Source organism: Pantoea sp. SYBGC1, from assembly GCF_057197005.1.
Genome location: NZ_JBXUNM010000008.1, coordinates 92,366 through 107,909, shown reverse-complemented (window position 1 = coordinate 107,909; position 15,544 = coordinate 92,366). Strand labels below are relative to the sequence as shown.

Annotated in this window: 13 protein-coding genes; 3 read left to right on the top strand and 10 right to left on the bottom strand. The window is 58.3% G+C overall.

What is annotated here, in order from left to right; genetic code table 11:
- Positions 1–138: 138 nt before the first annotated feature.
- The 3 genes from xseA (at position 139) to AC2CF9_RS13995 (ending at position 2,947) form a co-directional block, all read left to right on the top strand.
- Complete coding sequence (xseA, locus tag AC2CF9_RS14005) at positions 139–1,512, top strand: exodeoxyribonuclease VII large subunit (protein ID WP_484557281.1); 1,374 nt, start codon at positions 139–141, stop codon at positions 1,510–1,512.
- Between the two features lie 98 nt (positions 1,513–1,610).
- Entirely contained in the window at positions 1,611–2,624 is a 1,014-nt protein-coding gene (locus tag AC2CF9_RS14000; protein WP_484557280.1) for a M4 family metallopeptidase, read from the top strand.
- On the top strand, positions 2,621–2,947 hold the full coding sequence (locus tag AC2CF9_RS13995; RefSeq protein ID WP_484557279.1) for a protealysin inhibitor emfourin: 327 nt from the start codon (positions 2,621–2,623) through the stop codon (positions 2,945–2,947). The genes AC2CF9_RS14000 and AC2CF9_RS13995 overlap by 4 nt, the downstream gene beginning before the upstream one ends.
- Positions 2,948–2,987: 40 nt before the next feature.
- On the opposite strand, the gene AC2CF9_RS13990 is transcribed toward AC2CF9_RS13995, so the two are convergent.
- The 10 genes from AC2CF9_RS13990 to ndk all read right to left on the bottom strand — a co-directional run bounded on the left by AC2CF9_RS13990 (position 2,988) and on the right by ndk (position 15,392).
- Positions 2,988–5,432: a glucose/quinate/shikimate family membrane-bound PQQ-dependent dehydrogenase gene (locus tag AC2CF9_RS13990; protein WP_484557278.1), complete on the bottom strand. Its 2,445-nt coding sequence runs from the start codon at positions 5,430–5,432 to the stop codon at positions 2,988–2,990.
- Between the two features lie 294 nt (positions 5,433–5,726).
- Positions 5,727–7,211 (bottom strand): ribosome biogenesis GTPase Der, encoded by a 1,485-nt coding sequence (gene der / locus AC2CF9_RS13985; RefSeq protein ID WP_150018160.1) that lies wholly within the window; start codon positions 7,209–7,211, stop codon positions 5,727–5,729.
- Positions 7,212–7,385: 174 nt separating this feature from the next.
- Positions 7,386–8,567, bottom strand: a complete 1,182-nt coding sequence (bamB, locus tag AC2CF9_RS13980; protein ID WP_071667898.1) for an outer membrane protein assembly factor BamB — start codon at positions 8,565–8,567, stop codon at positions 7,386–7,388.
- Positions 8,568–8,586: 19 nt separating this feature from the next.
- Positions 8,587–9,204, bottom strand: a complete 618-nt coding sequence (locus AC2CF9_RS13975; RefSeq protein ID WP_150018159.1) for a YfgM family protein — start codon at positions 9,202–9,204, stop codon at positions 8,587–8,589.
- A 39-nt stretch (positions 9,205–9,243) separates the two neighbouring features.
- Positions 9,244–10,518 (bottom strand): histidine--tRNA ligase, encoded by a 1,275-nt coding sequence (gene hisS, locus AC2CF9_RS13970; protein WP_484557277.1) that lies wholly within the window; start codon positions 10,516–10,518, stop codon positions 9,244–9,246.
- Between the two features lie 107 nt (positions 10,519–10,625).
- A complete protein-coding gene (ispG, locus tag AC2CF9_RS13965) occupies positions 10,626–11,747 on the bottom strand; it encodes a flavodoxin-dependent (E)-4-hydroxy-3-methylbut-2-enyl-diphosphate synthase (RefSeq protein ID WP_039379618.1) in 1,122 nt (373 codons plus the stop codon).
- A 38-nt stretch (positions 11,748–11,785) separates the two neighbouring features.
- Complete coding sequence (rodZ, locus tag AC2CF9_RS13960; protein WP_484557276.1) at positions 11,786–12,808, bottom strand: cytoskeleton protein RodZ; 1,023 nt, start codon at positions 12,806–12,808, stop codon at positions 11,786–11,788.
- Positions 12,798–13,532 (bottom strand): type IV pilus biogenesis/stability protein PilW, encoded by a 735-nt coding sequence (gene pilW / locus AC2CF9_RS13955; RefSeq protein ID WP_150018157.1) that lies wholly within the window; start codon positions 13,530–13,532, stop codon positions 12,798–12,800. Before pilW ends, rodZ begins: the two co-directional genes overlap by 11 nt.
- 72 nt (positions 13,533–13,604) lie before the next feature.
- Positions 13,605–14,774 carry a dual-specificity RNA methyltransferase RlmN gene (gene rlmN / locus AC2CF9_RS13950; protein ID WP_039379627.1) on the bottom strand — a complete coding sequence of 390 codons (1,170 nt, stop codon included), beginning with the start codon at positions 14,772–14,774 and terminating at the stop codon, positions 13,605–13,607.
- A gap of 186 nt (positions 14,775–14,960) precedes the next feature.
- Positions 14,961–15,392 (bottom strand): nucleoside-diphosphate kinase, encoded by a 432-nt coding sequence (ndk, locus tag AC2CF9_RS13945; protein ID WP_039379630.1) that lies wholly within the window; start codon positions 15,390–15,392, stop codon positions 14,961–14,963.
- Positions 15,393–15,544: the final 152 nt, after the last annotated feature.

Sequence of the window (15,544 nt, the reverse complement as noted above, 5' to 3'; positions counted from 1 at the left end):
AGATAAAATATTGCCGCGGCATTATACAGGACGAAACCGATTGCCTCTACTGCTTTTTCAGAAAAAGTCTTGATCCTGCGCAGCAGCCCTGTAGTATCGATGAATTAACCCTCTGATTTAAAATTTGATCTTCATCACATGTCGCTACCTGCAACCGCCAATATTTTTACCGTCAGCCGCCTCAACACCACGGTGCGCACGCTGCTGGAAAATGAGATGGGCCTGGTGTGGCTCAGCGCTGAGATCTCCAATTTCACGCAGCCCGCGTCCGGCCACTGGTACTTCACGCTGAAAGATGATGGCGCCCAGGTGCGCTGCGCGATGTTCCGCAACAGCAACCGGCGCGTGACGTTCCGGCCGCAGCACGGGCAGCAGGTGCTGGTGCGGGCCAGCGTCACGCTGTATGAGCCGCGCGGCGACTATCAGTTAATCATTGAAAGCATGCATCCGGCGGGTGAAGGCCTGCTGCAGCAGCAGTTTGAGCAGCTGAAAGCGCAGCTCAGCGCAGAAGGGTTGTTCGATCAGCAGTTCAAACAGCCGCTGCCCGATCCGGCCCGCCAGGTCGGGGTGATCACCTCCGCAACCGGCGCCGCGCTGCATGATGTGCTGCGCGTGCTGCACCGCCGCGATCCCTCACTCCCGGTGGTTATCTACCCCACCGTGGTGCAGGGTGCCGATGCGCCCGCTGCCGTTGTGCGTGCCATCGAGCTGGCCAACCAGCGCAACGAATGTGACGTGCTGATTGTCGGGCGCGGCGGCGGCTCGCTGGAGGATCTCTGGTGCTTCAACGATGAGCGCGTGGCGCGTGCGATTTTTGCCAGCCGCCTGCCGGTGGTCAGCGCCGTGGGGCATGAAACGGATGTCACCATCGCCGATTTTGTCGCCGATCTGCGCGCGCCCACGCCCTCTGCCGCCGCTGAGATTGTCAGCCGCAATCAGGTTGAGCTGCTGCGGCAGCTGCAGTCACAGCAGCAGCGCATGGAGATGGCGATGGACTACTATCTCGCCGGGCAGCAGCGTTACCTCACGCAGCTTCAGCATCGCCTGCAGCAGCAGCATCCGCAGCTGCGCCTGGCGCGGCAACAGACCGCCCTGTTTCAGCTGCAGCGTCGCTTAGGCGCGGCCGCCGATCGGCAGCTGCGCAGCGCCCAGCGCCAGCAGGATCGGCTGCTGCAGCGACTCAGTGCGCAGCAGCCACAGGGGCGCATCCTGCGCGCGCAGCAGCAGCTTGCGCACTGGCACTACCGGCTGCAGCAGAGCATGCAGCAGCAGCTGGGGCAGGATCGCCAGCGCTTTGGCACGCTGATGGCGCAGCTCGAAGGGGTCAGTCCGCTGGCGACGCTGGCGCGCGGCTTCAGCGTTACCACCGATGCGCAGGGCGAGGTTGTAAAACAGATCGCGCCGCTGCAGCCGGGCGACAGGCTGCGCACCCGGCTGGAAGATGGCTGGGTGGAGAGCGAAGTCACCGCCCTCACGCCGCTGAAACGCCGCCGTAAACCCCGCCAGTCCTGACCAGCCCGGCAGGGAGATCCCCTCCCTGCCTGCACGTTCCCTGCTCTGCCTGACCCCGGTCTATACTCTTTGCATACCCATCACTCAGGGAGTCCGGCATGTCATACAGCGTAATTCCCCCCTATATCCTGCGTAACATCATCGACAACTGTGCAGGGCCGCAACAGGCGTCGGCGCGCCGCACGCTTACTCACGTTCAGCAGCTAATGGCGGAGCCGCACCGCGTCATCGCACCGGCGGATATCGCCCGACCAGGCCAGGTGCTGCGCGCCATTTTTGATGCCGGAGAGAGTCAGACGCTGCCCGGCACGCTGATACGTCAGGAAGGCGAGCCTGGCAACGGCGACGTGGCCGCAGATGAAGCCTGGGACTATCTGGGCGTCACTTATGATTTTTTCTGGAACGTTTATCAGCGCAACTCGCTCGACAACAAAGGGCTGAAGCTGGACGGCACCGTGCACTACGGCCAGAATTATCAGAACGCTTTCTGGAACGGCCAGCAGATGGTCTTTGGCGACGGTGACGGCGAGATTTTTAATCGCTTCACCATCGCGATTGACGTGGTCGCCCATGAACTGACGCACGGCGTCACGGAAAGCGAAGCGGGACTGATCTACTTTCAGCAGGCGGGCGCGCTGAATGAGTCGATGTCTGATGTTTTTGGCTCGCTGGTAAAACAGTATCAGCGGCAGCAGCGCGCGGAGGAAGCGGACTGGATCATCGGCGAAGGGTTACTGGCTAAAGGCATTAACGGCAGCGGTCTGCGCTCAATGTCAGCACCCGGCACCGCCTATGATGACCCGCTGCTGGGTAAAGATCCGCAGCCGGCGGATATGGCGCACTATATCGAAACGCGTGATGACAACGGCGGCGTGCATCTCAACTCCGGTATTCCTAACCGCGCGTTTTATCTTGCGGCCACCGCGCTGGGCGGCTTTGCGTGGGAACGCGCCGGTCAGGCGTGGTATGACACGTTGTGCGACAAAACCCTGCCGCAGGACGCTGATTTCAGCACCTTTGCCCGCTTTACCGTTGAACATGCGGCAAAACGCTTTGATCGGCAGGTCGCGGAGCAGATCCAGGCCGCCTGGCAAGAGGTGGGTGTGAAGTGAACATAGAACTGACGGATGACGCCATCGTAGAGCTGGCGCGGGAGGGCGGCTTCGCCTTTATTCCCAAACTGCGTAAAGAGCGGCGTTTTGCGCTGGCCCAGCTGCCGGAGCCGCAGAAACAGCGGGTCTGCCAGGTGCTGGAGCAGGCGCTGCCGCTCGGCGAGCAGGCGGGACAGGCTGCCTCCGCAGGCAGTGGCGATCAACACTATTTCCGTATCCAGATCACCTACGCCACCCATCATGAGGCGGGTGCTATCGTGATTTACGTAGCGGAAAAAGATGCGCCGCCAGCGCTGCAGGCGCTGTGGCAGAACGGAGAGTAGGCAAAAAAAAGGCCGGCATCCTCTGCCGGCCCTGCTGCTCTTACTTGCTGTCTGGCAGCGCGTAAGCAATCACATAATCCCCGCGATCCGGCGACTGGCGTGCGCCACCGGCAGAGATCAGGATGTACTGCTTGCCATTTTTGGGCGAGACATAGCTGATTGGGCCACCCTGGCTGCCGACCGGCAGGCGCGCTTTCCACACCTCTTTACCGGTTGAGCTGTCAAAGGCGCGCAGGTAGTAGTCCTGCGTACCGGCAATAAACACCAGTCCACCCTGCGTTGCCAGCGTACCGCCCAGCGTTGGCATACCTACCGGCATCTGCGCGTGCATTTTGATACCAAACGGGCCGGTATCCTGCACGGTACCCACCGGCACCTGCCAGACGATCTGACGCGTTTTCATGTCGATGGCTGAAAGCGTACCAAACGGCGGGGCCTGACACGGAATGCCGAGCGGCGACATAAAGCGGTTTTTATTCACCGCATACGGCGTGCCCTTAAGCGGTACGGCGCCCATGCCGGTGTTAACCGATTCACCGCCGTTGCTGCCGCGGGCCACTTTGCTGGTGTCCTGCGGGATCATCTGTACCCACAGGCCGAGGCGCATATCATTGACGAACATATACTGGTTGTTGGGATCAAACGAAATGCTGCCCCAGTTCAGACCACCCAGTGACCCCGGGAAGCTGAGCGATTTGTCCGTGTCCGGTACGGTGAACAGACCGTCATAGCGCATGCCTTTAAACGCGATACGGCACGCCAGCTGGTCAAACGGCGTCGCGCCCCACATATCGGATTCCGTCAGCGTCTGGTTGCCGATATTGGGCATCTCAACCGAGTGCGGCTGGGTTTTGGTGTACTGCTCGTTCGGGATGTGCCCCTGCGGCATCGGCCGCTCTTCCACTTTGGTCAGCGGCTTGCCGGTCAGGCGATCCAGCACCCAGATCATGCCGGTTTTTGCCCCGATGACCACCGCCGGTTTGGTGGTGCCATCCTTCATCGGGAAGTCGACCAGACTTGGCTGCATCGGCAGGTCGAAATCCCACAGGTCGTTATGGACTGTCTGATAGACCCACTTCTGTTTGCCGGTAGTGGCATCCAGCGCAAGGATAGATGCACCGTAGGTGTGATCGAGCTTTGTGCGATTCGCGCCCCACAGATCCACTGACGAGCTGCCCATCGGCAGGAACACGGTGTTCATCGCCGGATCGTAGGAGAGCGGCGCCCAGGAGTTTGGCGTGCTGCGGGTATAATCCTGGCCCGGCATCAGTACCGCATTCGGATCGTCGTTGCCCGGATCGAACGCCCAGCGCATTTTACCGCTGATCACATCAAAGCCGCGCAGTACGCCGCCTGGCATATCGGTCTGCACGTTGTCCGCCACGCGACCGCCGACTACCACGGTGGTACCGGCAACCTGCGGTGCAGAGGTCAGCTGATAGAGCGGATCGGGCGCCTTGCCCAGCCCCTGCTTCAGGTCAACCACGCCGTTGTTGCCAAAGCTGGCGCAGAACTCGCCGTTGTCGGCGTTAATCGCGATAAGACGCGCATCGATCGTGTTCATCAGGATACGGCGCTGGCAGCTGTCGCCTGCGGCCAGAACCGGTGCCGGCACCGGCGTGGAGCCTGGCTGCGTGGGCTGCGTCACCGGTTTAGTGGCGTCAAAGTAGGCCAGACCGCGGCAGCGGTTCCACACTTCCGCCTGCGCGTTGATTTCACGCTTCCAGATCTGCTTACCGCTGTCCGCTTCTACCGCAATCACATTGTTGTGCGGCGTACAGAGATAGAGCGTGTTGCCGACCTGCAGCGGCGTCTGCTGATCTTCAGCGCCATTGCCGGTCGGGCTGAGCGGCGTGTCGCCGGTACGGAAGGTCCAGGCAACCTGCAGTTCGTTAACGTTGTCACGCGTGATCTGATCAATCGCCGCAAAACGATCCCCTTCCGGGGTGCGGCCGTAGCTGCTCCAGTCCTGCTGCGGTTTGCTTTTATCTGTTGGGATCAGCGGCAGCTGCGACCCGGTAAAAGCCACGGTCGGATGCGGCTGAAACATCTGCACCACGGTGACGATCATGCCAGCTGCAATCAGCGCTGACAGCGCGTAAGAGAACGTTGCCAGCGGCGCTTTGCCTTCGCTTTTGCGCAGCGCAGGCCACGTCAGGAATGCGAACAGCATCAGGCCCGCCGGCACCATCAGCCGGGAAACCAGCGGCCAGAAGTGCCAGCCGGCATCCATTACCGCCCAGATCAGGGTTCCGATAAACGCCAGGGCCAGCAGCGTCACCGCTGACGCTTTGCGCCGCACAAACTGGATCGCCGACGCTGTCATAACGATACCGGCAATCAGAAAGTATTTACTGCCACCCAGCGCCACCAGTTTACCGCCGCCAATAGCGAAAAACAGGCCGATCGCCAGCAGCACCAGCCCGAACAGCACGGACCAGATGCTGAGTCCCCTGCCGGGGCGAGTGGAATGTTCTGCCTTCACACAAACTCTCCTGAAAAATAGTGCATGCCGCCTGTCCGGCTTCTTCGCGGGACACAGCAGCACCCTGTTTAATGACGAACCGCAAAGCAGTCCGCAACCGCGCACTCATGCATGAGAACGCGACATATCAGGGCGAGCTCACCATAAGGCGGCAGGATTGTACCAGATGGTACAATTGAAAGTGAACGATCATAACGCAGGGTTTACCGGCCAATAGCATTTTTGCTACATCTGCCGCGCTAAGCCGCTGTTAAATCACAGGCAAAAAAAAGAGCCCGGCGGGCTCTTTTTGACTTAACGCTTATTCTTTTTCAGGTGCGCCAGCAGGCGCTTGCGCTTGCGCTGCTGCGTCGGCGTCAGCAGATTGCGTTTGCCGGCATACGGGTTATCCCCCTCTTTGAACTGAATACGGATTGGCGTACCCATGACGTTCAGCGAGCGACGGAAGTAGTTCATCAGATAACGCTTGTAGGAATCAGGCAGATCTTTTACCTGATTACCGTGAATAACCACGATAGGCGGGTTGTAACCACCGGCGTGCGCATATTTCAGCTTAACGCGACGACCCCGCACCAGCGGCGGCTGATGATCTTCTGCTGCCATATTCATAATCCGCGTCAGCATAGAGGTGTTTACGCGTTTGGTTGAGCAGTCGTACGCTTCCGTTACGGATTCAAACAGGTTACCTACGCCGCTGCCGTGCAGCGCCGAAATAAAGTGTACGCGGGCAAAATCGATAAAGCCGAGACGATAATCCAGCGTCTCTTTCACTTCATCTTTCACTTCCTGCGACAGGCCATCCCATTTGTTGACCACAATCACCAGCGAACGTCCGCTGTTGAGGATAAAGCCCAGCAGGGAGAGATCCTGGTCGGAGATACCGGCACGCGCGTCAATCACCAGCATCACGACGTTAGCATCTTCGATCGCCTGCAGGGTTTTGATCACCGAAAACTTCTCAACGGTATCGGTGATCTTGCCACGCTTGCGCACCCCGGCGGTGTCGATCAGGATATATTCGCGCTCGTCGCGCTCCATCGGGATATAGATGCTGTCACGCGTCGTGCCTGGCATGTCATAAACCACCACGCGATCTTCACCAAGAATACGGTTAGTGAGCGTTGACTTACCTACGTTAGGACGACCCACGATAGCCAGCTTAATCGGCAGGCCGGTCGGATCAAACTCCTCTTCCTCTTCGGCCTCTTCGCCACTCTCTTCTGCGGCTAACGCGGCCCAGTAGGCTTCGTTTTCATCCTCTTCGCTCACTTCCTGCGGGTCTGCCACATCCATCCACGGCAGCAGCGCGGTTTCCAGCAGCGAGGTAACGCCGCGACCGTGCGACGCGGCAATCGGATGAATATCACCCAGACCGAGCGCGTAAAAGTCCAGCACGGCGGCATCGGCGTCCAGGCCATCCGTTTTGTTCGCTACGAGGAACGTCGCTTTTTCACGGGAGCGCAGATGATTAGCGATCTGCTGATCCGCCGGCATAACGCCTGCGCGGGCATCAACCATGAACAGCACCACATCCGCTTCTTCAATCGCCAGCAGCGACTGCTCCGCCATGCGGTTCTCTACGCCCTCTTCGGTGCCATCAATACCGCCGGTATCGATAACAATAAATTCGCGCCCTTCCACTTCGGCGCGACCATATTTGCGATCGCGAGTCAGTCCAGGGAAATCGGCCACCAACGCATCACGGGTGCGCGTTAAGCGGTTAAACAGCGTGGATTTCCCCACATTGGGACGCCCAACCAGCGCGACCACAGGTACCATAACACTTGCCTCAGTTTAAAAATGAATCGCCCGAATGGCGTGAGTATAACGACATTTGCCGCCCGCTTCAGGCTTAAGGCGCCTAGAATATCACGCCTGACAAAAAACAGAACGGCTCCTGACGAATCAGGAGCCGTAATTACTGACGGAAATCCGTTCCCGCGCGCTCAGAACTTAACGGCTGATGGCGTAAACCTCGCCGCCTTTCGCCTGAATCAGCAGTCTGTCACCGGCCACAACCGGCTCGGTCTGGAAGCCGTCGCTGTCCAGTTTCTGCTGTGCCACAAAGCGACCATCCAGGGTATTGATCCAGTGCACGTAACCTTCGCTGTCTGCCACAACCAGATAACCGTTAAACAGCACCGGTGCCGTCAGATTACGGTGCAGCAGATCGCTCTGACGCCACAGCGCTACGCCGCCATCGGCGTTAAGCGCAATCACGCGATCGTCCTGATCCACCAGATAAATGCGTCCGGCGTCGACAATCAAATCTTTAACGCCGCCGATTTCACGCTTCCACATAATCTGACCGGAACGCAGGTCGAGTGCGGTCAGGTTGCCGTTGTATGCCAGCGCATAGACCACGCCATTAACGATAACCGGCGTGGTATCGACGTCACTCAGACGATCGATCTCCGTCGCGCCGCTCGGCTGTGAAATGCGCTGCTGCCAGATCAGCTGCCCCTGGTTCAGGATCACCGCGCTGACGCGACCGTTATCACCGCCAACGATAGCGCCGCCAAAGGCGACCGCAGGCGCAGACTCACCGCGCAGCGAAAGCGCCGGCATATCGAGGTTTACGGTCCATTTTACCGCACCGCTGCTCTGATCCAGTCCCTGCAGCATACCGTTACTGGTGTGGACCAGTACCAGGCCATCGCTGACCACCGGACGGGAGAGCGCTTCACCGGCGACTTTGGTCTGCCACGCCAGCGAGCCGTCGCTGCTGTTGAGTGCAAATACCTGCCCGCGCTCGCTGCCGATATAGATCCGATCGCCGCTGGCGGTAACGCCGCCGGAGAGCAGCGCAGAGATGTTTTTCGAGAAGAAACCGGTCTTCTCAGAGAGATCGACTTTCCACTTCTCTTTACCGTTGCTGGCGTCCAGCGCCTTTACCACGCCAAAACGGTCGGCAGCGTAAACGGTGCCGTCCAGCCATGCCGGATGCAGGTTGGAGTAGAAATCGCCAATGCCGTCGCCTACTGACGTGCTCCAGACAGTTTCCGGCGTGAACTGATTTTCCACTTTCGGCAGCGGAGCCATCTTCACTACATCTTCTTCGCCGCTGAATAGCGAGCAACCGCTGAGCAGAGTGACGGAAATCAGCCCTGGCAGCAGGTATTTACGTAATTCCATGTGCGCTCTCTTGTCTGGCTTAACTTAAGTTATCTATTTTCATCTGCAGCATCTGCTTCAGTGCCGGAGAAGCCTGCGAACCCACGCCTTTACTCCAGGCATCGCGCGCGCCCTGCTTGTCACCTTTGCTCAGCAGTGCTTCACCGCGAATATCTGCCACAATCGCGCTCCAGCCGTCACCCTTGACGTTATCCAGGGTAGCCAGCGCGGCATCAGCCTGCTTCTGCTGCAGCTGAATACGTGCCAGACGCAGGTTGATGACCGCCTGCAGGTTGGCATCTTTGGTGTCGTTTAGTCCTTTCTGCAGCAGCGCAATGGCTTTATCAAGCTGGCTGGTCTCAACGTACTGCTTCGCGAGGTCCAGCGCGGCCAGCGCACCGTAGGTATTGCTGTTTTCACTGGCGAAGCTGGCAACGGCCTCCAGGCTTTCCGGTTTATCCGCCTGCATCGCGCTGGTGAGCTGCTGATACTGTGCGGAGGCCGCTTTACCTGAATTTTCCTGATGCGAACTCCAGTAGCGCCAGCCGCCCAGCGCCGCGATCCCTACTACCACGCCAATCGCCAGCGCTTTGCCGTTATCGGCGAAAAAGCGGCGCAGCGCATCAACCTGTTCATTCTCGTTGCTGTAAACTTCCACGCAATCCCTCTCCTTAAAATGGCTGTTGCCGCGTGCTGCTTACTGCAGCAGCGTCTGCAACGTCGCAGCGGCGTCCTGCTGAGCCAGCGTCTGCTGGTCGCCGGTGCGCAGATCTTTAATTACCACCTGGCCCGCTTTCACTTCATCTTCGCCGAGCACCAGCGCAATGCGTGCGCCCCATTTATCTGCACGGGCGAACTGCTTCTTAAAGTTGCCGCCGCCGAAGTTGGTCATCAGCTTCAGCGCCGGGTTGGCATCACGCAGCGTTTCCGCCAGCTGCATAGCCGCAGACTGAACGCCCTGCCCTGAAGCGATAACATAGACATCGACAACCCGCGTCGGTTCAAATTCAGGATTCACCGCCTGCACCAGCAGCACCAGCCGTTCCAGACCCATGGCAAATCCTACCGCTGGCGTGGCACGTCCGCCCAGCTGCTCAACCAGGCCATCGTAACGCCCGCCGCCGCATACGGTGCCCTGCGAGCCGAGGCTGCTGGTGACCCACTCAAAGACGGTGCGGTTGTAGTAGTCGAGGCCGCGCACCAAACGCTGGTTGACGCGATAGTGAATACCGGCATCATCCAGCAGCGCGCAGAGTCCGGTGAAGTGGGCGCGCGACTCTTCATCCAGGAATTCGCCCAGCGTTGGCGCATCATTCAGCAGCGCCTGGATCTCCGGATTTTTGCTGTCCAGCACGCGCAGCGGATTGGTGTACATGCGGCGTTTGCAATCTTCATCCAGCACATCCTGATGCTGCTCCAGAAACGCCACCAGCGCACTGCGGTAGTCCGCGCGCGCCGCCAGAGAGCCGATAGAGTTCAGCTCCAGTTCAACGTGGTCAGCGATGCCCAGCGCTTTCCACCAGCGTGCGGTCATCATGATCAGCTCAGCATCAACATCCGGCCCCTGCAGGCCAAACACTTCAACGCCCATCTGATGAAACTGACGATAGCGTCCTTTCTGCGGACGCTCGTAGCGAAACATCGGACCGACATACCAGAGGCGCTGCTCCTGGTTATAGAGCAGACCATGTTCAATACCGGCACGTACGCAGCCCGCTGTGCCTTCCGGACGCAGCGTCAGGCTCTCGCCGTTACGATCTTCAAAGGTGTACATCTCTTTTTCAACCACATCGGTCACTTCACCAATGGCACGGCTGAACAGCGGGGTATGCTCGACGATTGGCAGACGGATTTCACTGTAGCCATAGCTGGCCAGCACCTGCTTCAGGGTGCCCTCAATACGCTGCCAGATTGCGGTATCAGCTGGCAGGAAGTCGTTCATCCCGCGAATCGCTTGAATATTCTTCGCCACGTTAAAATCTCTTAATACAAAAAAACCTGTCCGGCATCATACCTTATGAGGATGAAACCGCACAGGTTCATTCATAAACTGGTGCGCGCCGGGCGCGCACCGCCTGGTTATTTTTCCAGCTGCTGCACGCTGATTCGACGACTCTCATCCAGCATGGATGCTTTGGCACGAATGCGCGCTTCCAGCTGATCGATCATGTCATCGTTGTCGAGACGATCGCGCTGACGAACGCCATCCTCGTAGAAACCGCTTTTCTTGCTGCCGCCGGTGACGCCGAGCGTCGAAACGGTAGCCTCGCCCGGACCGTTGACTACGCAGCCGATAATGGAGACATCCATTGGCGTAATGATGTCTTCCAGCCGTTCTTCCAGCGCATTCACGGTACCGATCACATCAAACTCCTGACGTGAGCAGGTCGGACAGGCGATAAAGTTAATCCCGCGTGAACGAATGCGCAGCGATTTCAGGATGTCATAGCCAACCTTTACCTCTTCTACCGGATCGGCCGCAAGCGAAATACGCAGCGTATCGCCGATGCCCTCTGCCAGCAGCAGACCAAGGCCGATTGCCGACTTCACCGCGCCCGCACGCGCGCCGCCTGCTTCGGTGATCCCGAGATGCAGCGGCTGATCGATCGCTTTTGCCAGCAGGCGGTAAGACTCTACGGCCAGGAACACATCAGAAGCTTTAACGCTGACTTTGAACTGATCGAAGTTCAGACGATCGAGATGATCGACGTGGCGCATAGCGGATTCCAGCAGCGCCTGCGGCGTGGGTTCGCCATACTTCTCCTGCAGATCCTTCTCCAGCGAACCGGCGTTCACCCCGATACGAATCGGAATATTGTAGTGGCGGGCGCAGTCCACAACCTGACGAATACGTTCGTTGTTGCCGATGTTGCCCGGATTGATACGCAGGCAGTCGACGCCATACTCCGCCACTTTAAGAGCGATACGGTAGTCAAAGTGAATATCCGCTACCAGCGGCACGTTGACCTGTTGCTTAATCAGTTTAAAGGCTTCCGCCGCGTCCATGGTCGGCACCGAGACGCGCACGATATCCACGCCCACGCGCTCCAGCGCGCGGATCTGGTTAACCGTAGCCTCTACGTCGGTGGTGCGGGTATTGGTCATGGACTGAACGGCGATGGGAGCACCATCGCCGACTGGCACCTTGCCGACGTAAATACGCGTTGATTTGCGACGGATAATGGGTGCTTCGTTATGCATATTTTCTCTCCACAATTCCCCGGAAAGCGCGCTGCGCGTTATTGCGCACCCAGCGTCAGACGGGCAACCTGGTTATTACGGATAAAACGGCTTAAATCAACGGGCTGATTCTGATATTGCACGTCAACCGCACGCGGTGCGCCAATTTTCAGACGATACGGAGGCGTGCCCGAGAGGCTGAGCTTGCCACCGCTGCGCTGTATCCCGCTGAACAGTTTTTTGCCGGTTGCATCGCTGACTTCCAGCCAGCAGTCGGCCTTGAAATTCATGACAACAGCGTTGGGGTCGCCTGCAGGCTGGCTGACAGCCGCGTTCGCGGTTGGCATGCTGCCGGCCGCGACGCTGTTGGCCGGTGCCGGTGAAGTGGCCGCTGGCGGCGCATTATCAACCGGCGCTTGGGAAGGAGAAACGACCGCGTTATCACCAGAGGGGGCAGAAGAGGCTACCGGCGCGCGGGTGCTGTTATCTGCGCTGCCTGCGGTGCTGCTCTGTGAGGTCACCGCGCCGGCACCGTTATCCACCGGCGTGCCGGCGGCATTGGTGTCGCTGTCACTGGTGCTGTCGGTGCTGGTATCGCCCAGCGGAATCGACTGGCCGCTGTCGCTGCTGCCGTTCTGATCGGCCATCGAGACCAGATCGTCCTGCGAGGCTTTGTGATTCTGCCACCACCAGGCGCCGGTCAGGCCGATAACAACAAACGCCACCAGCCAGGTGAAGATCATCAGCCAGCCATCGCGCTTTTTACGGCGCTTGCCCAGCGAGAAGCTCTGCATCGGCGCAATTTTAGCCGCGCGCACCGGCGCCTGCTTTGCCATCATCGGCAGCAGATCGTCTTCCGGTACATGTACCAGGCGGGCGTAGGAGCGAATATAACCGCGCAGAAAGGTCGAGGCGAGATCGGCCGGCGACTTATCCTCTTCAATGTCACGCACGGTGGAAAGTTTCAGGCACAGGCGCTCAGCGACGTTTTGCTGCGTCAGCCCCATCTGCTCACGGGCCAGACGCAGGCGTTCACCTGTGGAATGTACTGCAGATTTTTCTTGAGTGGCTTCAGTATTCATTAGCTAAATAACGCTGGTACTGTATCGATTGTGGAAAACTTCGCGCCAACCGGTCGCCATAACGTGTAACGTCAGCAGCGTTTCCCTGTTGCGCGGCGAAACGTATCTGTAACCACAGACTCTCTGCCGTTGCGGGCAGACGCTGATGGTAGAGTTCTAAAAGCACGGGAAGCATTTTTCCTGCCGGCTGCATCAGCTGCCGTTCACCCTCCTCCAGCAGCCAGTTTCCCTGCTCAGGTGCGGCTTCCAGCGCCTGCAGCAGCCGTTTGCGCCCGGCGGCCTCGTCGCCCGCCTGCAGATAACAATAGCCTGAAATCAGAAGGAGATCCTGACGGGCATCGCTCTCCGGCGCCGCGCTTGCCAGCTTAAACTGTTGATGCGCTTCGCCATACTGCCCTAATCTGCAGAGAAACGCACCGTAATTGTTAGCGACATAACCATTAGCGGGCGCTAACTGTTGTGCCCGCTGGTAGTACCGGCGCGTCTGTATACTATTCTGCTGCGCCTGAGCAACCCGCGCCAGCGCCAGGGGCACGCGGTAATCTGCAGGAGCCACACGCTGCGCCTGCAGCAGATTGCGTTCAGCAGCCGCTAAATTGTTTGCGGCTAAATAGTGCAGTCCCAGCTGCAGACGAATATCCGCCGCACGATGTGATGATGAGCCGGTGACACACCCGGTTACAACAAAGCCGGCCGCAACGGCAATACCTAATCCTTTTAGCATAGCGCTCTCCCTGCGAATAAACCGGGAGAGTGCCACGCTTTACGCCCGCAGCGAATCGGCGGGCGTGCGGTTTCAGATCGCCTTCACAGAGATAGCGTCACCTGCCATCTTTTTACGCAGCGTACGTTTGGTACGGTCGATCACATCGCCCGCCAGCTGACCGCAGGCCGCATCGATATCATCGCCGCGGGTTTTACGCACGATAGTGGTAAAGCCATAGTCCATCAGCACTTTAGAGAAGCGATCGATACGGCTGTTGGAGCTGCGGCCATAAGGTGCCCCCGGGAAGGGGTTCCATGGGATCAGGTTGATCTTGCAGGGCGTATCCTTCAGCAGCGCCGCCAGCTCATGCGCATTGTCAGTGCTGTCGTTGATATGATCCAGCATCACATACTCAATGGTCACGCGGCCCTGATTGGCATTGGATTTGCCGATATAACGCTTCACCGCTGCCAGGAAGGTTTCGATATTATATTTTTTGTTGATCGGGACAATTTCATCGCGAATGGTATCGTTCGGCGCGTGCAGCGAGATCGCCAGCGCTACGTCAATCATATCGCCAAGCTTATCCAGCGCCGGCACAACGCCTGAGGTAGAGAGCGTGACGCGGCGCTTGGAGAGGCCAAAGCCAAAATCATCCAGCATAATATCCATTGCCGGCACGACGTTGTTCAGATTGAGCAGCGGCTCGCCCATGCCCATCATCACCACGTTGGTGATAGGACGCTGGCCGGTGACTTTCGCAGCACCAATAATTTTGGCCGCGCGCCATACCTGACCAATAATTTCGGAAACGCGCAGGTTGCGGTTAAAACCCTGCTGCGCCGTGGAGCAGAATTTGCACTCCAGCGCACAGCCTACCTGAGAAGAGACGCACAGCGTGGCGCGCTCCGCCTCCGGAATATAGACCGTCTCCACCAGCTGATCGCCTACGCGAATCGCCCATTTGATGGTGCCGTCGCTGGAGCGCATCTCCTCCGCTACTTCCGGCGCGCGGATCTCTGCGCGCTGCATCAGCTTGCCGCGCAGCACTTTGTTGATATCCGTCATCTGCTCGAAATCGTCGCAGCAGTAGTGGTAAATCCACTTCATGACCTGATCGGCACGGAACGGCTTCTCGCCCATTTCGATAAAAAATTCACGCATCTGCTGACGATTGAGATCGAGCAGGTTAATTTTTTCGTTTTTAGGAGAAACCACGGCGGGGGACGCGTCAGCTGGCGTCACAATCTGTTCGGACATAATAATCTCTGGCCTCGTTGTTACACGTTACGGCTCTGGTTAGGAAGAAGAAAAAACAGCGCCCCGGCTGAGCCAGGCTCAACAGGGGCGCATTATTGTACTATAACTGCGGCACGATGCCAGGGTAACCGTTTTACGCCAGCGTAAAAGGTGTAAACTCCCCTGTCCGCTTCAGCCGCAATGCACTTAGCGGGTGCGCGCGCAGACTTCGTTTTCAGCGAAGAAGTAAGCGATTTCACGGGCAGCAGACTCTGCAGAGTCAGAACCGTGGGTCGCGTTTTCGGTGAAGCTGTCTGCGTAATCTGCACGCAGGGTGCCTGCCAGTGCGTTGTCCGGGTTAGTCGCACCCATCAGGTCACGGTGACGCTGAACGGCATTTTCGCCTTCCAGAACAGAAACCACTACCGGGCCAGAGGTCATGAACTCAACCAGACCATCAAAGAATGGACGGCCTTTGTGCTCAGCGTAGAAGCCTTCAGCCTGCTCTTTGGTCAGGTGCAGCATTTTTGCGCCAACGATTTTGAAGCCCGCGCTCTCAAAACGGTTGTAGATAGCACCGATAACGTTCTTAGCAACGGCGTTTGGTTTAATGATGGAGAAAGTACGTTCGATTGCCATGATTACCTCTGAATTAGCATCCTGAATAAACCGGGAACCCTCTCCCGGTAAGAAAAACGCGCCGATTATAGGGAGATCGACGCGTGTTGCCTATGAGTGATTGGTGGAATTATTGAAAATAATTGCTTTTTGCGGTGCAGGCTGCACCGTGA

What these genes read in the sequence shown, in the direction of transcription:
- xseA (WP_484557281.1), top strand. Translation starts at nt 139, where the DNA reads ATGTCGCTACCTGCAACCGCCAATATTTTTACCGTCAGCCGCCTCAAC.
- AC2CF9_RS14000 (WP_484557280.1), top strand. Translation starts at nt 1,611, where the DNA reads ATGTCATACAGCGTAATTCCCCCCTATATCCTGCGTAACATCATCGAC.
- der (WP_150018160.1), bottom strand. Translation starts at nt 7,211, where the DNA reads ATGGTACCTGTGGTCGCGCTGGTTGGGCGTCCCAATGTGGGGAAATCC.
- bamB (WP_071667898.1), bottom strand. Translation starts at nt 8,567, where the DNA reads ATGGAATTACGTAAATACCTGCTGCCAGGGCTGATTTCCGTCACTCTG.
- ispG (WP_039379618.1), bottom strand. Translation starts at nt 11,747, where the DNA reads ATGCATAACGAAGCACCCATTATCCGTCGCAAATCAACGCGTATTTAC.
- rodZ (WP_484557276.1), bottom strand. Translation starts at nt 12,808, where the DNA reads ATGAATACTGAAGCCACTCAAGAAAAATCTGCAGTACATTCCACAGGT.
- pilW (WP_150018157.1), bottom strand. Translation starts at nt 13,532, where the DNA reads ATGCTAAAAGGATTAGGTATTGCCGTTGCGGCCGGCTTTGTTGTAACC.
- rlmN (WP_039379627.1), bottom strand. Translation starts at nt 14,774, where the DNA reads ATGTCCGAACAGATTGTGACGCCAGCTGACGCGTCCCCCGCCGTGGTT.
- ndk (WP_039379630.1), bottom strand. Translation starts at nt 15,392, where the DNA reads ATGGCAATCGAACGTACTTTCTCCATCATTAAACCAAACGCCGTTGCT.